A 20287-nucleotide genomic window follows, 5' to 3' on the forward strand; every position below is an offset into this window, starting at 1 on the left:
CAACGTCCTACTCGACTTCCTGCTTGATCTGACTGCGCAAGTATCCATCGATAAAAGCATCCAGATCCCCGTCCATGACGGCTCCTATATTGCCGGTCTCCACCTGTGTACGATGGTCTTTCACCATGCTGTACGGATGGAATACATACGAACGGATCTGGCTGCCCCATGCGATGTCGGACTGCTCGCCGCGGATTTCCGCCAATTCTTTCTGCTGCTCTTCAATCTTGCGCTCATAGAGCTTGGAACGAAGCATGGTCATTGCACGCTCACGGTTCTTGATCTGGGACCGTTCATTCTGACAGGTTACGACCACACCCGTTGGCAAGTGAGTGATCCGTACGGCCGAGTCCGTCGTATTGATATGCTGACCACCGGCACCGCTCGCACGGTACGTATCAATCTTCAGGTCCTCCGTGCGGATATCCAGTTCAATCTCATCGTTAATCTCCGGAACAACGTCACAGGAAACAAATGAGGTATGTCGACGGCCGGAAGAATCGAACGGGGATATCCGAACCAGGCGATGCACGCCTTTTTCAGCTTTCAAATACCCGTAAGCATTGTAACCCTTAATGAGCAGTGTCACACTTTTGATTCCCGCTTCATCCCCAGGCAAATAATCCAACGTCTCTACCTTAAAGCCGCGTTTCTCCGCCCAACGCGTGTACATGCGATGCAGCATTTGGCCCCAGTCCTGCGACTCGGTACCCCCCGCGCCAGGATGCAGCTCAAGGATGGCATTCATTTTATCGTAAGGCTGGTTCAACAGCAGTTGGAGTTCAAACTCTTCCACACGCCCGACCAGGTCCTTGATCGTCTCTCCAATTTCTCCCGCAAGGGAGTCATCGCCTTCTTCATCCGCCAGCTCAATCATCACGACGGCATCGTCGTAATCCGCCTGCAGCTTCAGATATTGATCTACGGATGACTTCACGGCATTCATCTCTGCAATGAGCGCCTGAGCTTTCTCATTGTCGTCCCAGAAATCCGGGGCTGCCATCTTCTCTTCAAAGTTCTCAATCATCTCCTGCTTTAAACTTAAGTCAAAGAGACCCCCTAAGATTGGTTAGTTTCTTGCTGATTTCACGCAGGTCCTGCTTCACACTTGGATCGATCATGTTTCCTCGTCCTTTCTTATCTACACGTAATAATTTCAGTATACCCTCTCCAGCATGGAAAACGTTCCATTTTAGGAGAAAATCCACGTCACATCGCTTCACAACATGTTTCGCTGTTTATTCAGATAAACTCCCTTAAGCGCAGCAGTGAATTCGGATCACGGTGGAATAGACCACAATCACCCGGTTCATCTGCCGCTCTTAAGGGAGTTGAAAAGTCGCCCATAACCTGGACGGGCTATATAAGGATTATCGAAGTTTGTTGTGATGCTGAACAAATTCGATCATCGCAAGAAAAATATCCTCTAAACGCGGTCTTACTCTAAAAAGGCACGTCAATGGATGCTTTTCTTATATTCATCACCATTAGGCTGGATCGCTTAAGCGTTCTGTCCATGGCAGTGCTTATACTTCTTGCCGCTGCCGCAAGGGCATGCGTCGTTCCGGCCGATCTGTTCAGCCACTTGGACCGGACGCTTCTCGGCAGGTTCGCTGCTGCTGTTCGTGGAGACTTTATTCTCGTCCACAACCGCTTGGCGCTCCTGATTCGTCGCGATTTGGGCCTTCATGATGTAGGTCGCAACTTCTTCCTGGATCGTCGCGATCATGGCATTAAACATCTCGAAGCCTTCGAATTGGTATTCGCGAAGCGGATCGGTACCGCCGTAAGCGCGGAGGTGGATACCTTGACGCAGCTGATCCATTGCATCAATATGATCCATCCACTTGCTGTCCACCGCACGCAGGACGATAACTTTTTCGAACTCGCGTACCATTTCTTCGCCGATGGCTTGCTCACGCTCTTCGTACTTCTTCATGACGCGATCGAAGATGTACTCCGTAAGCTCTTCGGCTTCTTTACCCCACAGATCTTCGCGGGTAACGGCACCCTCGTCCAGCAGTTTGCTGTTCACGTAGTCTGCCACTTCCTGCAGTTCCCAGTTCTCCGGAATGTCATCGCTGCAGTGAGCCTGCACCACACGATCAATGACCGGCTTGATCATCTCTACAACGATTTGCTTAATGTCTTGGGACTCCAAAATCTCACGGCGCTGCTTGTAGATGATCTCACGCTGCTGGTTCATGACGTCATCGTATTGAAGAACGACTTTACGCATATCGAAGTTGTTGCCTTCTACCCGCTTCTGCGCGGATTCAACCGCACGGGTAATCATTTTGCTCTCGATCGGCTGATCTTCTTCAAATCCAAGACGCTCCATCATATTCAGCACGTTGTCCGTACCAAAACGTTTCATCAGCTCATCGCCAAGGGACAGATAGAACTGAGTTGATCCCGGGTCACCCTGACGACCGGCACGGCCGCGCAGCTGGTTATCGATCCGGCGTGATTCGTGACGCTCCGTACCGATAATGTGAAGTCCGCCAATATCCTGTACGCCTTCACCAAGCAAAATATCCGTACCGCGTCCCGCCATGTTCGTCGCGATCGTTACCGATCCCGGCTGTCCGGCGCGCGAGATGATTTCCGCTTCCTCCGCATGATACTTCGCGTTCAGAACTTTATGCTGGACGCCTTTGCGCTTCAGCATTTCAGACAATCGCTCGGAGTTCTCGATGGACACCGTACCCACCAGAATCGGTTGGTTCTTTTTATGGCGCTCAACGATCTCGGCTACTACCGCCTTAAACTTGCCTTCTTCGCTCTTGTAAACCACATCCGGCATGTCAATACGCTGATTCGGTTTGTTCGTAGGAATTTGCAGCACTTCAAGACCGTAAATCTTCTTGAATTCTTCTTCCTCCGTCTTCGCCGTACCGGTCATGCCCGCCAGCTTGCGATACATCCGGAAGTAGTTCTGGAAGGTAATCGTTGCAAGAGTCATGCTCTCGTTCTGAACCTCAATGCCTTCCTTCGCTTCGATCGCCTGGTGGAGACCGTCGCTATAGCGGCGTCCAGCCATCAGACGACCCGTAAATTCGTCAACGATGACCACTTCGTCATCGGTAACGACATAATCCACATCGCGGCGCATGATGACGTTCGCTTTCAGCGCTTGTACAATGTGGTGGTTCAAGGTTACGTGGTTATGGTCATACAGGTTGTCGATCCCGAAGGAACGCTCCGCTAGCGCCACGCCTTTTTCGGTTAAGGCCACGGATTTGACCTTAATGTCTACCGTATAATCCTCTTCCGGAGTAAGACGCTTCACGAAGCGGTCAGCTGCAAAATACAGCTCGGTCGATTTCTGAGCTTGTCCCGAAATGATGAGCGGCGTACGCGCTTCGTCAACCAGGATGGAGTCCACTTCGTCAATGATACAGAAATAAAGCGGACGCTGAACCATCTGCTCTTTGTAGAGGACCATGTTGTCCCGCAGATAATCAAAGCCGAACTCATTGTTCGTCCCGTACGTAATATCGCAAGCATACGCCTGCTGTTTATCCGGGTGTTCCATACCGCTCAGGTTAACCCCGACCGTCATTCCCAGGAAGTTATATATTTGCGCCATCTCTTGGCTGTCACGCTGTGCCAAATAATCATTGACGGTTACCACGTGAACACCTTTGCCAAGCAGGGCATTTAAGTAAACCGGCAGCGTACCTACAAGGGTCTTACCTTCTCCGGTCTTCATCTCTGCAATTCTGCCTTCGTGGAGGGCCATACCCCCGATTAACTGCACGTCATAGTGACGCTTGCCAAGTGTCCGTCTGGAAGCCTCACGAACGGTCGCAAACGCTTCAGGCAGCAATTCCTCCAGCGTCTCCCCCTTCTCGATCCGCGCACGGAACTCTTCGGTTTTGGCTTGCAGCTGCTCATCGGAGAGCTTCTCAAAATCCGGTTCCAGTTTGTTGATTACATCGACCGTCTTCATGAGACGTTTGACATCACGCTCGTTGGTGTCGCCGAAAATCTTTTTGACAAGTCCTAGCATGGTTAACCCCTTTCGTGCAAAACAAGTGATAGAATCAACTTCATTAAATGCCAAAGGGTTAAATGATGAAATCGATTCATTGATTCCTTATGATGGTCCCATTTCATGCAGGCTAAAAAGCCCGTCCCATAAAATGAGGGTTTGCATAAATTGTAACAGTTTGTAAGGGATGCCGCAACAATATGTGCTATTACAAGAGGTGTCTGTTACGCGAAGCCTTACTCTATGAGACGCGGAAAGGCTCAAAAAAGTTGCGTGGAGCATTTACCCAGTCATAATCAATGGAAGTATATTCATTTCGCGAATGAAACTCTACATCTAAATGGGTGCCAAATAATCATGTCTCATTGTCCGAAAATAATAAAGAACTTCGCCCCGGAACTATCGCTGAATCGTGGCTAACCGAACGTTAATCTTCTTATATAGGAAGTCCTCAAGACGTTGTACCTGAAGCTGTTTAAGAAACGTTCCCGAAGTCCCCTATGAGCCATGTCATTAAAATAATGGTTGCACTATTCAGCACACTTCGATGGGCTTACCATCAAATGCCAGCGTCTTTACGATGCCTACCGCGTCGAAAACGTATATATCCAAATAAAGAGCCCCACCCGCTTACACGGATGAAGGCTCATCTTACATTTCAATTTCATTTACCGTTTTAAAATTCGAATCAGGTCCAGCTGCTTCTGCATTCCGCTTGGAATATTACTAAAGCTTAGTCCCGCTCGATCAATCCGTACTTGCCGTCATCACGCTTGTAAACGACATTTACTTCTTGTGTGTCAATGTTGGAAAATACAAAGAAATTATGGCCTACCATGTTCATCTGCAGGATCGCTTCTTCCACGTCCATTGGCTTCATGGTAAAACGTTTCGTACGGACAACTTCGTAATTGTCCTCGTCATACTCGACTTGCTCTGCCTCCATCTGACTGGTTGCTGCTCCGTTCGCCGCAATGAGCGTCTTCAATCCGCCCTCTTGCTTGATCTTACGGTTCAGCTTGGTTTTGTGCTTGCGAATCTGACGTTCCAACTTGTCCACAACAGCGTCAATGGAAGCGTACATATCGTCGCTTCGGTCTTCCGCACGCAGTACCACGCCTGTGAGCGGAATGGTTACTTCCACTGTGTGCAATCCTCGAATGACATTTAGTGTGACATATCCTTCGGAGGTGGGGGGTGCATCAAAATACTTATCTAGCCTGCTGAGTTTCTTGTCAACATAGTCTTTCAAAGCATCGGTCACTTCAATTTGTTGACCTCGGATAGTGAATTGCATTGGGCACTCCTCCTTTGCACCTTCATTATAGCATTTTGTTAAGGCTATGTAAAAAGTCAGAATTGTGAATTTTAGCACAATATATTCAAGGGGATTGCGCACAGAAAAAAGACTCCGGACGAACCGGAGTCTTGGGCTAGCGAATCTCGAATTGTTAACCATCTATACCGTTTATGTAGGTCGGCTGTGCCGGGATGATTATAATTTGATTACGTTAGCTGCTTGCGGGCCACGAGCGCCTTCAACGATCTCGAATTCTACGGATTGTCCTTCTTCCAGAGTCTTGAAGCCCTCGGATTGGATCGCGGAGAAATGTACGAATACGTCGCCGCCGTCCTCAGTCTCGATGAAGCCATAACCTTTCTCTGCGTTGAACCATTTCACTTTACCTTGCATGCACTAACATTCCCTTCATTGTCAAATAAAGTGTGACACTAATTGTCCACATTTCCGACTATAGCACCCGACTTATCCAGTGTCAATTACCAAGGAAAAGGTTTTCTTTTGCAAAAAAACCGGAAAAATGTCGACTTGGCTTCAGGCCTGAGTTGGCGGGCGAAAATAGTTTGCGGACAAAATAGGTTTAGGGTTATTTACCCGGTGAGGAAGGGGGTGAACCACAGAATTTTGCAAAGGCTATTTTTTGTTTTTTCTATAAAACGAACGCATTTCTATATATCAGAGCTTTAATAGAAGAGAAAGGATCCTCATATTCGAGATGATGAAGATCCTTCTCTACTAAATTGGGTCTTAAAGGTTACAAAGCCGCTTTTGTTACGTAACTGGACCAATCACCTAAATTAACCCCATTAATCGCACGAATACGATAGGTCTGTCTAACACCTTTTACTAGACCTGTATGAATATACGTTTGTTGATCACCAACATAAAAAGAATGACCATTGATATCAAGTTCGTACTCGCTTGCATTTCCTATTGCACTCCAGGTGATCGTATTCTCGCCAACTCCAGAAGTAACAGTAATAGTTGGGGCACTTAAAGTAGTCCTAAAAGTAAACGGATCACTCCAGACGCCATCCCCACCTGCATTCTTCCCACGAACACGAATGGTATAATCTTGATCCGGTTGAAGGGAACTCAGTGTAGCTGTCGCCGTTGTTGGTGACGTCACAATCGTTCCGTTGCGTTCCACATCATATTTCGTTGCTCCCGATACCGCCGGCCAGCTTAATACGATTCGATTGCTGGTTGCGGTTCCTGTGATGACACCTGGCTTACTTGGAACCGTGTTTGCATTGACCACTGCACTCCACACGCTCACATTCGTGTCACTTTTTGCTCTGACTTTGTACGTATGCGCAGTTCCTGGATTTAAACCCGTATGGGTGTATCCAGTCCCAGTCACCGTTACCACCATGCCATCGGCTTCCACCTCATATGCTGTAGCACCTGCAATTTCTGCCCAGCTTAAGGTAATCTCCGTCTCTGCTGATGCTTTCGTGACAACCGGTGTTGCCAGCTGCGTCTTCACGACAATGCTGTCGCTCCAATCCCCATTGCCTCCGGTATTCTTCGCACGAACCCGAATCGTATAGTCCTGGTCCTGCTGCAATCCGGATAAGGTTGTTGATGCTCCGGTTGGGGATACAACCACAACCCCATTTCGCTCTACATCATAGCGGGTCGCTCCCGATACTGTCGGCCAGCTTAATACAATAGTTGTGCTGGTTGGTGCTCCTGTTACGACTCCTACTTTTCCTGGAACCGTATATGTCGTTACCACAGTACTCCAGTCACTGACATTCACATCACTCTTTGCTCTCACCCGGTACTTATGCGTTGTCCCTGACGCCAGTCCTGTGTGGGTATAGCTCAACCCATTCGCCGATACGACCACTCCATCCGCTTCCACTTCGTAGGAAGTTGCTCCCGCTATCTCGGCCCAGTTTAGAGTGATTTCGGTGTCCGAAGGAACATTGGTGATTACTGGAGTCGACAGCAGCGTCTTCACCGTTGCTGCATCACTCCAGACGCCAATATTAGTACCTTTCTTAGCCCGGACACGGATATCATAATCAGTATTAGGACTTAATCCATTTATTCTAGCAGTTGCACTGCTAACGCTTGTTTTTATTGCGCCATTCAACTCCACATCATAGGCTGTCGCACCACTTACTGGTGTCCAGCTTAATGTTATGCTGTTATAAAGCGAAGTTGTAGATATATCAAGAGGTTTACTAAATGGAATCGTAACCTTACCCTCAACGGACCAGTCACTTTCATTCCCAGCACTTACAGCTCTGACTTTATATACATACTCTTTGTTGGGTACGACATTATTCAAAATAAACTCGTTAGTATTTCCAACAGAAGTTGTTACTCCATCAATCTCAACCTCATATGAATTTGCACCATTAACTGCCTCCCAGTTAAGTTGAAGTGTCGATGAAGTTACAGTATGGGTTACTATAGGAGTTGTGAGTTTAGTCTTGTAATGAATATAATCGCTCCAAGGACCCTTTCCAATGCTATTTACTGCTCTTACGCGTACTTGCCCGCTAGTATCTGGCAATAGATCATTTAAGGTAATAGAATTTGAATTGTTGATAATTATATTACCGGCATGCTCAACTTCATACTCTATTCCGTATGGAATACTCCCCCAGCTGATAGTCACACTATCGCCCTTAGCCGTAGAGATGTTTAACTGCGGCTGTCCCGTGGGGGGCTGTAAATTAGTCGCTCCATCCTTAACTTCAAGAATTTCCGCCTTCTCTGCCCCACTATAGTAGTAGGGGTTCAACTTTGATACGAAATCAACAACTTGCCCATTGTCAGCATTAACAACAAGATACATATCACCGTCAAGTGGATATTCTTGATTGCCGTCATAATGCGTATATCGAGGCGTACTTAATCCAAATACATCTGTGAAATCAAATCTCCAACCCGTACCCCCATATGCAGGATCGGTAAATTGTGATACTGCATTGGACATGAGAACATGTCTTACATTTAGTAAAAACGCATTCGGTACTTCACCAGCGTATTTCGATTTGAAGCTTACAAAATTGACAGAGTCAAGTACACCAATGTCATTGATCAACTGGATGGTCTGAGTACGGCTAAATGATCCACCAACGTATGAGTTGTGAAGTTCACGTTTCCACGTTATACGGTTATTGTTGGTTATTTTCTGACCATTGACGTAGTACTGTCCAGTACCATCTTTAAGGAACACATGAGCGCCATCAGATGACATAAAGAGAATCTGCTCTCCTGCTGCATGTGTTTCTTTGATCCCTTGACAAGCGAATATTAAAACCAAAATAACTAAAAGCTTGCCCCAGTCTAAGAACTTCCTCATCCATGTTCCTTCCTTCCGATAATATAGGGAATATCATCCATTACATTAATAATTTCCCTCATACGGATTATCGGAAAGACATCAAAACAAATTAATAGTCTAATATATTATTTTTGGATAAGGATGGATGATCATCTAAACTAAGCGTTCATTTATTTTATCTAATGCAGGTGAGAAATTGTAAGTTGCACTCTTACTATAATATTCTAGCGCCAAGTTGTGGTCACCTAAAACTTCATAGTAAACTCCAAGATTATACAAAGCTCGATACGATCCCACTCCCTCCACCGTCTCGAAATCTCTAGACTTAACCTCTCCTAATTCATAACACATTTCAAACACTTCTTTTATTTCCTGAAACTTTTCAATGGCCCCTCTCTCTATCAATGAGACACCATATAGATAATATAAATCTGTATATTCTGGATAAAATTCAATAGCATCATTGATCAACATATCTAAACTCTCAAATTCTTTCTGGAACAATAAACAATATCCATATGAAAGAAACACAGTTGATACATACGAAGGTAATACTTGCACATTTGCTAATAATGTTAACGTGGATTCGAAATAATCGATAGCATGCTGATATCTCTTATTAACATAAAAGGTTTTTGCCATTTGATAGTTCAAATATGGAGAATCAGGTTCCGAAAGCAGTTGTTTTATTAATAAGTCTATATTTCTATCAATTTTCTTCTTGTTTTCAATCTCCTTGCTAGAGTAACCATAATGATGAATAATTAAATCTGTAAAAAACATTTGTTTGTGTTCCTGTCCCAAATGTAGCAATTGTTCATGAATTATCCCCGAATAACTATATTCTTTATTATTTGGAAAAATACGAACTACTTCTGAAATAACACAGCCTGTATCTATATGGTTTTTTAAAATTACTTTTGCTGGACTACTACTTTTATTAGAAATGTATTCACTGAGTACATTGAACGACTGATATTCAAGTACCTCATCAGCATCAATTACTAGAATATACGGTTGAGTTGCTAAACTTAAAGAGTAATTTCGGGCAACTGAAAAGTCATCATTCCATTTAAATTCGTGAAACTTAATATTCAACATTTCAAGAATTTTTTTCGTATTATCTTCAGAACCTGTATCCACAACTATAATCTCTTCAACAACTGGGAGTATGGACTTGATGCATTTTTCAACATGCTCGCATTCGTTTTTAACAATAATACACGCCGAAATTGGTAATTTTCCTTTATTCATAAAGCTGGATCCTTCATCATATGTTGTCTATCTTTCAGTAATGATGCTACATGTGCCAATGAAGTAAACCCATTTGAATCCATCATCTCCATGACATTATTCAAATAAGTGGCATTATGCTCTATTGACCGTACAAAGGATTGTATAATTTTGATCGCTAAATCTTGATTTAAACCTTTATAGTGACCAGAGATACCTATAAAATGCACTTTCAACATCGAAAAGATTATCGACATCTTTTTGTACTGTTTAAATATATCTCCACCATTAGGATGTGGAAACATACTTTCGAATATATAATTCACAACATAATTTTCAAAAATATACTCATTTTCCAAATAAAACGGCATAAAATAATTTTCGTAATTAAATAAGTAATTTTCCTCTAGATCTTCATACTTATATTCTTTCTGGTTTTCAAGTTTAAAACCTTTAACCATATCATTTAGACATTCAATATATCTATCGTTAGTTAGCCCTGCATTTTTTCGAATCGTAATTAACTTAATGATCGTCTGAATCTGAAGAGATATATTATCGTGTATTGTAGTTAATCTATTCATGTAATCTATATCGTTCATTTTATATCTAAATTCTTTAACTAATGATGGAATAGCCTCAAACTGTTGTTTAGATACGTGTTCTTGCATTTTATTAACAAATAACCCTAGTAAAATCAGTCTATCGCTTAATGGAACTTTGCGGTCTTGGACTACATCGATCGCAAATTCACGTACATCCCAAAATGAGTATTTCTCACTTGCAGTCCCTGCCAATCTACTCATCAATTGCCATTGCTCATTGATTTCCTCTTCTTTTCTTTCAAAATATATTCCTTCTGGATTTAACAGAGCAAGCCGTGCTGCCTCCGGACAAGATAATTTTGCAGATAATTCATATTCACGATCCCGCTTGTTAAACATTCTAGGATAGGTTGAGCATACTGGAGATAACATAGATTCTCCTAAATTCAACTGAATAGAACACAAATTGTTTTCTTCAAGCATTGGACAACGCTTATTCTCAACCATCTTGAAATAAGCATACTTGGAATCGCTGGATGAATCATTTTTTATACGTTTGATCCCTTTTTCTAGTTTTCCTTTAAGCTTCAGATTTTTAATATTTTTATAAGATTTATATGTCTTTTTATCTATGGTCACTTGCCAACCTATACAGCAGCTATCTTCACAAGCACTTCCGATACATGAAAATGAGTTCATGAATGTCGGCATTAGAACAATCTCTTTCATTTCTCTTTCCTCCCACGGTATACTGCTTTCTTTACACATATATCGTCTAATCTATTCCTTAATATTATAGTAGATAAAAAAAGGTATTATGGGATCAACTAGATCCCATAATACCTTACTCAAAGAATTTATTTATATTCAAAATTTACGGAGTTACTTACCTTCCCATCAGGGTTTACGACACTAACCTGAATGATACCAGGTGTTGGTGATGGAGGTACTGTTATTTTTAGACGGCTACTATTTACATATTGTGGAGTAATAATATTCCCACCAAAATCTATAGAAGCACCGTTTTGATAGGAGGATCCATCAATATACATTATATAACCGCCAGCTGTAGATCCACTCGTTACTGTAAGCTTGGTTATAGATGGTGCCGGTACTGGTGGGGGAGCATCGTAAGTAAATTGAGCCGCAGCATTTAACCCGGACGGATTCGTTAAGACGACCGGTACTGTTCCGGATACTGTTCCAGGAGGTGTAACAATCCGAATCCTAGTAGCATTTACATATGTAAATGCTAGAGGCTGACCATTAAATGAAACAGTCAATGCTGGGTCGAAATTTGTACCATCCACATATACCGAAGTATTTCCTGCCAATGGTCCATTGGATGGGGTCAATTTACTAATTGTAATTTGTGGTTCTTCATAGGTAAAGCCATTAGGTAATGTATTTGATTGCCCATCAGGGTTAATAATCGTTACATCAACCGGACCAGCTGTTGTTGATGCAGGTACACGAACCTTAACTCTAGAAGCACTAACATAAGAATATAAATTAAGCTCAACGGACCCAAAAATCACCTTGGCATTTTTTTGGAAATCCGAGCCATTTATATCAATAATATAATTGCCTGCCTTTGACCCAGAGTTTGGAGATATCGTTGTTATGGCCGGTGCCGGAATAATAATTGGTGGATCATATGAATAACCATTCAATTTTTCCGCTGAATTTTGGTCTGGATTAACTACCTTTACATTTACGTATCCTTCTACAATTGCAGCTGGGGCGGTAATCTGTAATCTGCTTGCACTAACAAACTTAGTTTCTATCTCCTGATCATTAAAGTATACCTTTGCCCCATCTTTATAATTTTGCCCATCAACATATACTCTATTTCCACCAGCAAAAGGACCATTACCAGGTAAGATAGAAGTTATGACGGGATCGGGTTCAGGAGGCGGAGTTAAGTATTCAAAGCCCTCATTCTTAACCGAAGATTGTTGATCTGGATTAATGATCGTTACATTTACCCTTCCAGGTACCGTCCACTGAGGAGTTATAACTCGTACTCTTGTTTCGTTAACAAATGTTACATTCGTAAGTTCGGTATCATTAAAAAATACTTTTACACCATTTTGAAAATTCAATCCATCAACAAAAACAGAATCCCCACCTATAAGTTTCCCTTCTGCTGGAGTTATTTTTACGATTGTTGGAGCTGGTGGCGGTGGTGGAGCAATATAGGTATAAGCAAGAGGTAAAATTACCGAGTAGCCATCAGGGCTTTCAACTCTAATATCGACTGTTCCTGCATCTGTTCGGGATGGCGCTGTAACTAACATCTTCACGATACTAGAATATTTATAATCAGATCCCTCAATGTCACCAAAGAAAACCTTTGTACCAGGTTGAATCAAGGTACCATTGACTGCTATCGTCTCTCCACCTTTTGTGGATCCTTGGTTTGGAGTAATAGAAGTAACCGTCATCTTTGGGGGTTCGTTGTAAGTAAATGACTGTGGTAAGCTAGCACTTCTCCCATCGGGATTTTCAACTATGACATCGACAATTCCAGGTTCAACCCCAGCCGGAGTCACTGCAGAGAGATACCCACTATGGTTAAACGTAACCATTGGAGAATAGCTTTCGCCAAATTTCACTTTAGCATCTTTTAAGAAAGAACTGCCCCTAATCTGAACAGTTGTGTTGCCATCAAGCGGTCCATTATTAGGTGAAATCAATGTGATCACTGGGTCATCATAATACGTATAACTATCAATAGCAGTCTGTCCATCAGTATTAATAAGTTTCAGTTCTGCGATACCTTGATATCCTGGAGGAACAATTGCTTTAACCTCGTTTGGACTGATGTACTGTACCTGGGAAGAATAGGTTCCTGCAAATGAAACTTTAGGGTTGTCTCTAAAATGTTCTCCTCTGATGGTAATCATATCCCCACCAGTTACCTTACCCTCACTAGGTTCAACAGAAGTAATAACCGGAGTTGGATATGTCACCGTAACATTGGGATTAGGTATGATCGTTCTCTTGGATGCGCCAGCATAATCCTTATATGTAATTTCGGAGCCTGTTGCATTAACAGGGAGTACACCCACGCTACTTCCAGTTTTGTGTCTGATTTTATAGGAGAAAGATAGTGTATCTAACTTTAGCTCTAAAAATCTCCAAGTTAAAGTGTTACCCTCAATAGTTGGCCGAGGTATGTTATGATTATAGGAGTCTGGGACAATTTCAAAATTACTTGAAATCGTATCCTTAACAACAACATCATATGCACTAGCAAGTCCAATTTCCCTTACGATAGCTGCATATATTTCAGATAAGCCCACGGAGCCCAGGACAAAATGATGATGGTGTGAAGTTGTAGCCATGTCCATTAGGAGCTTATTAGGTCCACTCGTATCTGGATTATCATTAGCTCCAAGTAGGGCAATGGTATAGAAAACAATTCCTGCTTCTTTTGCTTCATTGGCTTTATCTAATGCATATTGATACGGATTGGACGATGGGATTGTAGCATCCCCATCAGTAAGAAGGACAATTACTGGTTGCGCACCTTCACGATGGTTTTGCAATATCTCCTTAGCCTTAACAATTGCATCGCCTGTAGCTGTACCTCCTCTGGCATTAATAGTAGAGATGTAACTCTTGGCTGCGGCGGGGTCAGCAGTTAAATCAAACTGATTTGATGAATCACTGTAATCAACTATTCCTACTCGATGTTTAGTGAAATCCATCAAATCGATAAATCCTTTTGCAGCACTCTTGGCGTGCTCCATTTTTTCTGTCCCCATACTACCCGATCTATCAATGATAAGTACAACGTCATTAGGCAACACCACATTAACTGGGGGAGTTCCCGTAATATCCAGTTTTACTTCAACTTCTTCCCCTTCCAGTATCTTTGTAGGAGATACCGTTTTTGTTACTGTTACGTAATTATCAGCTGCATATGTTTGTAATGGTTGAACAGCAATCCCAGTTACAAAAATAATCATAACAAGCAAACTGATGAACCAGCGCTTATGATTCATATAAGCCCTCCTAATCATTTAAAATATTTCATCCTTTTTGATCGATATAAAAAGCATCATAGTTATATCTAGAAGAAGTATAATCTACATTTTTCGAACGATTCATCGCTATCTTTTTTCGAGAAACTATGTCAGTTAACTTGATATTCATTTCATATACCTGAGAGCAAAGAGCCTTCCATTCTTCTGAATTATGGATTTCATCCGAAATATCCAGATGAGTTAGCTTTTGAAAAAGCATCTCTATCTGTTCCATGTCATCCATATAAGAACTTACAGTAAAACCGTTGATATGTTTCTCGTACAACTCTTTCAAATTTCTTAAAATTTCAAACGCAGTTTTCTCCCTCATTGGGCTGTCTCACTTTTAACTATCTGTAAAGCCTGTTTCCAAGTACTGACCATGCCCTTTGAAAACTCAATTACTTCATCAATGACTTCTATTTCTCTACCTACTATAAAGTCATTCACTCTTCTCAGATAGTAATCGTATAACCGGTATAATTGATTAGATAAATCATACTCCATATTGAGGGTAACCATGAGTTCCAAGATAATTGCTCGAGAACGATGTAAATTCTCTCTGCATTGATCGAGATCGTTATTTACAAATTGATGTTTAGATAGGTTTAATCTACGATACAATTCCTCATATAAAATAAGAGTAAGCTCACCTGGACTTGCAGTTTCCACCTTTACTTTCTGATATTGAAGTTGATAATTCTGCTTGATCATTGTTATTCTCCTCAATATATAAGCTTAATCAATTATCCCAGTTGTTGAGATAACCACGAACCTTGGCTGTTTAGCTGTTGAATTGCCTTTTCCATTGCTGTGAACTGCTTATAATAGCGTGTTTCTATTCTCTCAAGCCTATCATCCATCGATAAAATTTTTGAATTTAGATCCTTTAACAGATTACCATAATAACTATTATCAACGGCTTCACTATTAGTTCCGTTACCAATTTTTTTAGAAATCTTGGAACTTTGGGTTTGTAGCGTCTGATATATCCGGTCTGCAAAACCAGTTTGAGCGAAACGCTCTTTAGGATTCGATTTATCTGCAGTAGGTACTTGTGTAAATAAATTAACTATCTCTTCAGGGTGATCAATAATCGCTTGTTCTAATTTAGATTCATCTATCTTCAATTTACCAAGCTCGGTAACCCCGCCATCCAAAAAAGATTTAAAATCAATGCCTATATCGCTTAGTGATTTAAATGAACCGGTAGATTCAAGCCCTTGCGCCAAAGCATTTCTAAGCGAATAAATTGTCTCTTCAATAATGCTATCATTTCTCAACAAACCACTTTTGGCTTTTGACTCCCATAGTTCGATTTGCTTTTCGGTCATTCCTGATTTCTCTTCATCTGTTAATGGCTTGTAGTCCCTAAACAATGTTTCCGATGTCTTACTACGAAGTTTATCTATAGTATCATTATAAAGGTTCACAAAGTCCATTATCGTATTCTTAACAGCAGAGATATCTTTTGACACATTGACAACAACTGGGCTTGAAGATATTCCCTTGAGTGAAAGTGAAACCCCATCTAGTTCCAAGTTGTTATTTGAAATCGATATAGATTGTCCATTAACGAGAACTTCTGCATTATTCCCTTTATTTACAACTCCACTAGCAAAGCCTAATGCAGCTGTATCACCTGTCAACTCGATCTCTGATTTTTCCCCCATAGTCTCCGATACTAGTGTTATCCTATTGTTCTTAGTATCATAGCTTGCACGGACGCCCAACCCTGAATTGTTAATCTCATTTAGAACCGATTTTATTGTCTTCGATCCTAATTGAATATCCTTGTCAGTAGTTCCATTTGAGATCGTTATGGTTCCATTGGCTAGAATGGTTTCATCAAATTTCGTACCAACTGGCAATTCATCGCCGATCAATGTTGCAGATGTAGCAAGTTTATTAACTTGAACACTATAAGACGCTGCTTTTGCCCCGGATTGAACAGTAGCACTCACAACTGACTCATTACTTGATGATGCACTTAATTTGGAAAAATTAGTCGAAAATCTCAATTTATCTGCAGAATTCATTAACTGAGATAGTGTTTTATTTACATTGCGATACTCATCTCTTGACCAAATCAAAGATTGTTTCTTTTGATACAGTTTTTGTGCAGGCAATTTTTCAGCTCTCATTAAATCCGTTACGATTTTATCGATGTCCATACCTGATGCCATTCCACTTATCCTGATTGTCATCTCTAATGCACCCCTATATCTTATAGTCAGTAAAAATGCCCGCAAGTTCACAGAGATTGTAAACTAAATCCACTAACTTTTCAGGTGGAATCTCTTTAAGTATCTCATGAGTATCTGAATTGATAACCTTAATCATCATTTGGTTTGTCCCTTCATGAAAAGAGACTTTCAATTCAGTATTGTTATCCTTTAATACCTTATTGGCTTTTGTTATTAACTCCTCAAATCCCTTTTCACTCATATGAATCCGGGTACGATCTTGATGTATAGGTGTAAGCAACGCTACCGATTCTACTCCTGCTGGCACTGGTACTCGATCCTGAATGAAAGGAAGTACAGAAACGTCATTACCTACTTTCATCATTCAGCTCTCCTTAGGATAAATATAGAAAAACCGGCCGGATTATCCGGCCGGCCTCATACGACTAAAATTATCTAAGCAGTTGCAAGATACCTTGTGGCTGTTGGTTAGCCTGTGCCAACATCGCAGTCGCAGCTTGAGTAAGGATGTTGTTCTTAGTGAAATCACTCATCTCTTTAGCCATATCTACATCACGGATACGAGATTCTGCTGCTTGAAGGTTCTCGGCTGTTGTACCCAAATTGTTAACCGTATGCTCCAGACGGTTCTGAACAGCACCAAGACCTGAACGAATTTCAGAAACTTCATCGATAGTCTTTTGAACTTTAGTCAAGTTCACTTTTACTTCATCATTCAATGTATCTGCGTCAGTGATCGTTGTAAGATCTTTCAAATCTTTAATTGTTAGGTCAGCAACCTGCGCAGATTTCAGAGTAAGAGTTATAGTGTCACCTTCGTTAGCTCCGACCTGGAACTCCAGATCTTTAGCATCAACAGCTGTCGTCAACAATTCTCTACCATTGAACTTAGTTTGAGTAGCAATACTATCGATTTGTTCAGTCAATTGCCCAATCTCATCCTGGATTTTCTTAGCATCCGAAGTAGTCAATGTTTCATTTGCTGCTTGGGTATACAGTTCACCCATACGTTGCAACATGGAATGAGTTTCATTAAGTGCACCTTCTGCCACTTGGATCATAGAAATACCATCCAGTGCGTTGCGGCTTGCTTGCTCTAAACCACGAACTTGGTTACGCATTTTTTCGGAGATTGCCAATCCAGCAGCATCATCAGCAGCACGGTTAATACGGTAACCGGAAGAGAGCTTTTCCAAGTTCTTAGCAGAACTATTATTGTTGAAAGTCAACTGACGCTGAGTGTTGTAAGAACTGATATTGTGGTTAATACGCATAATATAATTCCTCCTTGGAATGTGTTGGTGATTAGCATCCTTGCTTCACCCTATTTGTGATCGAGACATAGCATGCGGCCGTCACTGCCATGCCTTTCGACCCATATTATAGTTATCGGCATGATACTATATTTGTTTATAGCAAACTGAAATTTTTATTATTATTTTTTCAGCGGTGATGTAATCTTTTGTAGAATTGAATGAACATCATCATTAATTTCTATGGCCTCTTTGTTTTGGCGTTGTATCGCATCATAGATTTCTTCTCTGTATATCATAACATTAGACGGCGCTTCTAAGCCTATTCTAACCTGATCACCGCTAACTTCGATTACAGAAAGAACAATATTATCGTTAATAATAATTTTCTGTCCTTTACTTCTCGATAGGATCAACATGTTCACTCTCTCCTTTCACCTCAACTGCTAGTGAGTGTCGAGTGGAATATCTCCCATTATCTAAAACGACCTGTGCTGCCAGTTTATTTTGTTCGTTCATTAATAGCGGAGCCTTAAGGTTACATGTTATATCGTTTGCAGATCTTACCGTAACAATAACTCTAATACTAACATCCTTTTCGTTTTCAATCCCTAGAACATCAATCCAATGAGAATCAAGTTGAAATTCATAATCCGAGAAAAATAAAAATGGATCTACTATAACAAATGTCAAATCTTCGTCTTCTATAGATTGAAGATATTCAAACGGTCCTGATTCTTCTTGGAATAGTACATACCTTGATAAGTTAGAGAAGCCTAATATCGGTCTTGTAAAAGTTATGATTTGTTTCTCATAATCTATTAGCTTTACTTGACCAAATCTTTTTGTATTTACGATCATTTTATTACCTCCTAGTTCAAAAATAGCAATAGCTATAATGAACTTAAAGTTCATTATAGCTATGAATCGCTACACAACTGCGTCAAGTTGCTGCCCTGAAACTGACAAAAATATAAAATTCTGACTAATTAAATATGGATTAACCTTACCAGGATAATAATCAATAACCGGTCTATGAACTTCTGGTTGGAATGTCACTCCCCCTGGAATGTAATGCATTTGGATTTGTCCAGGTGTATAGGTAATATCAACGTTATCATACCCCGGCTCTCCAGCAATCTCAATTGGCCGTTCTTTAAATGCATTCTGTCGAGCAAGATCAGAAAATACATTGCCATTTTCATGGATAGCCATCATCCGGTCTCCATTTTGTGCTATCTCGGCTATGTTTTGCATAGAAATCTGTAAGGAGGCTTGTGCAATTCGATCTGTAACCTCCTCGAATCTCGCTTTACCTAAAGCAGACCAGGCTTTACGAGAGTCGATCTCGAGTTTCCCCTTCACACTTTCAATCTCGATTGAAACATGCTTCTGACTCATATTTAATGAAGGTCTTGGTTGTTCTATGCTTTGCTGACCTCTTGTCGTTTGAAGACCCAACTTTGAATACCCTTGTTGGATTTGAATCTGAGGAAACTGCATTTATACCCCCCGTCTCATCTTAAAAAATCAAGAAGACTTGGTCGTATTATACGTGCCATCGTATCCAAGGAAGCTTGATATATACTTTCAGAGGTTTTTAGATCAATGATTACTTTCGAAATGTCTGCATCCTCCACTTTAGATTGAAGATCCATATAATTTATATTCAGATCTCCAAGCCTACTTAATGTGAATTCCAATCGATTTTGTTTACCACCTATCTCTGATTGGGCTGTAATAACAGTTTCCAAATTATTCTGGAGGGACGGTATAGCCTTCTGAATTTCTGTAGTATCGTTTGCTAACAGCGCCTTTTTGAAATTATCTACCACTGCATATATACCCGATGGATCACCATAAGCACCAAATACTTGCTCCCCTAGCGTGTTTACAGATACGGTTATCCCTGCACCAACCTGATACTTAACCTCACCTTGGTCCAAAGTATAGGCTGTTTGTGACGGATCATCTGGAAATGGTTTTTGGTCGATTCGATCCCCATTAAAAATATACTTCCCTTTAAATTGAGAGTTACCGAGTGAAACAAGCTGTTCATATAATTCTTCGACTTCCTCAGCAATATTTTTACGGGCATCAGCTGGCACGGTATCAGTCCCACCTTGGACCGCAAGATCAGCCAACCGCTGTATAATCTGTGTTGTCTCGGTTAGAACCGTATCGCCATACTTAAGCCACGAGTCTGCATCCTCCGCATTTTGCTCAAACTGCGTTGTTGCAGTGATTTGGCCACGGTATTGGAGCGCACTGGCTACACCCACCGGATCGTCGGAAGGACGATTAATCCGGCGCTGGGTCATCATTTGTTCCTGGTATTTATCCAGTCTGCGATAGTTGCCTTGCAGGCCGCTCATCATGGAGCTAGTCATCATAGATTGAGTAATGCGCAT

Annotated in this window: 17 protein-coding genes; all 17 read right to left on the minus strand. The window is 41.5% G+C overall.

Going from position 1 to position 20287, the window contains the following annotated elements; all coding sequences use genetic code 11:
• Positions 1-7: 7 nt before the first annotated feature.
• Positions 8-1121 (minus strand): peptide chain release factor 2 gene (prfB, locus tag PAEVO_RS28750; protein WP_100540916.1). Its coding sequence is split into 2 segments (ribosomal slippage): positions 8-1048 and positions 1050-1121, totalling 1113 coding nucleotides; the frame shifts between segments, so codons are not numbered across the junction.
• A gap of 380 nt (positions 1122-1501) precedes the next feature.
• The gene (gene secA / locus PAEVO_RS28755) at positions 1502-4015 is read right to left on the minus strand and encodes a preprotein translocase subunit SecA (protein ID WP_100540917.1); all 2514 of its coding nucleotides are present in this window, start codon (positions 4013-4015) and stop codon (positions 1502-1504) included.
• A gap of 715 nt (positions 4016-4730) precedes the next feature.
• Positions 4731-5294, minus strand: a complete 564-nt coding sequence (gene hpf / locus PAEVO_RS28760) for a ribosome hibernation-promoting factor, HPF/YfiA family (protein ID WP_100540918.1) — start codon at positions 5292-5294, stop codon at positions 4731-4733.
• Between the two features lie 198 nt (positions 5295-5492).
• Positions 5493-5690: a cold shock domain-containing protein gene (locus PAEVO_RS28765; protein WP_009594275.1), complete on the minus strand. Its 198-nt coding sequence runs from the start codon at positions 5688-5690 to the stop codon at positions 5493-5495.
• Between the two features lie 361 nt (positions 5691-6051).
• Positions 6052-8622 (minus strand): fibronectin type III domain-containing protein, encoded by a 2571-nt coding sequence (locus tag PAEVO_RS28770; protein ID WP_100540919.1) that lies wholly within the window; start codon positions 8620-8622, stop codon positions 6052-6054.
• A 135-nt stretch (positions 8623-8757) separates the two neighbouring features.
• On the minus strand, positions 8758-9858 hold the full coding sequence (locus PAEVO_RS28775) for a glycosyltransferase (RefSeq protein WP_100540920.1): 1101 nt from the start codon (positions 9856-9858) through the stop codon (positions 8758-8760).
• The gene (fliB, locus tag PAEVO_RS28780; RefSeq protein ID WP_100540921.1) at positions 9855-11111 is read right to left on the minus strand and encodes a flagellin lysine-N-methylase; all 1257 of its coding nucleotides are present in this window, start codon (positions 11109-11111) and stop codon (positions 9855-9857) included. Before fliB ends, PAEVO_RS28775 begins: the two co-directional genes overlap by 4 nt.
• Before the next feature lie 128 nt (positions 11112-11239).
• Positions 11240-14395 (minus strand): IPT/TIG domain-containing protein, encoded by a 3156-nt coding sequence (locus PAEVO_RS28785; RefSeq protein WP_165789775.1) that lies wholly within the window; start codon positions 14393-14395, stop codon positions 11240-11242.
• Between the two features lie 28 nt (positions 14396-14423).
• A complete protein-coding gene (locus tag PAEVO_RS28790; protein WP_100540923.1) occupies positions 14424-14747 on the minus strand; it encodes a hypothetical protein in 324 nt (107 codons plus the stop codon).
• On the minus strand, positions 14744-15130 hold the full coding sequence (gene fliS / locus PAEVO_RS28795; RefSeq protein WP_243390980.1) for a flagellar export chaperone FliS: 387 nt from the start codon (positions 15128-15130) through the stop codon (positions 14744-14746). The genes PAEVO_RS28790 and fliS overlap by 4 nt, the downstream gene beginning before the upstream one ends.
• A gap of 32 nt (positions 15131-15162) precedes the next feature.
• Complete coding sequence (gene fliD / locus PAEVO_RS28800) at positions 15163-16623, minus strand: flagellar filament capping protein FliD (protein ID WP_100540924.1); 1461 nt, start codon at positions 16621-16623, stop codon at positions 15163-15165.
• Between the two features lie 13 nt (positions 16624-16636).
• Complete coding sequence (locus tag PAEVO_RS28805; RefSeq protein WP_165789776.1) at positions 16637-16984, minus strand: flagellar protein FlaG; 348 nt, start codon at positions 16982-16984, stop codon at positions 16637-16639.
• A 70-nt stretch (positions 16985-17054) separates the two neighbouring features.
• On the minus strand, positions 17055-17897 hold the full coding sequence (locus PAEVO_RS28810) for a flagellin N-terminal helical domain-containing protein (RefSeq protein ID WP_100540926.1): 843 nt from the start codon (positions 17895-17897) through the stop codon (positions 17055-17057).
• A 161-nt stretch (positions 17898-18058) separates the two neighbouring features.
• A complete protein-coding gene (csrA, locus tag PAEVO_RS28815) occupies positions 18059-18295 on the minus strand; it encodes a carbon storage regulator CsrA (protein WP_100540927.1) in 237 nt (78 codons plus the stop codon).
• The gene (gene fliW / locus PAEVO_RS28820) at positions 18273-18737 is read right to left on the minus strand and encodes a flagellar assembly protein FliW (protein WP_100540928.1); all 465 of its coding nucleotides are present in this window, start codon (positions 18735-18737) and stop codon (positions 18273-18275) included. The genes csrA and fliW overlap by 23 nt, the downstream gene beginning before the upstream one ends.
• A 69-nt stretch (positions 18738-18806) precedes the next feature.
• Positions 18807-19379 (minus strand): DUF6470 family protein, encoded by a 573-nt coding sequence (locus PAEVO_RS28825; RefSeq protein ID WP_100540929.1) that lies wholly within the window; start codon positions 19377-19379, stop codon positions 18807-18809.
• 14 nt (positions 19380-19393) lie between these two features.
• The gene (gene flgL / locus PAEVO_RS28830; protein WP_100540930.1) at positions 19394-20287 is read right to left on the minus strand and encodes a flagellar hook-associated protein FlgL; all 894 of its coding nucleotides are present in this window, start codon (positions 20285-20287) and stop codon (positions 19394-19396) included.

This window comes from Paenibacillus sp. GM2FR, assembly GCF_002803325.1.
Taxonomy (GTDB): domain Bacteria; phylum Bacillota; class Bacilli; order Paenibacillales; family Paenibacillaceae; genus Paenibacillus_AQ; species Paenibacillus_AQ lautus.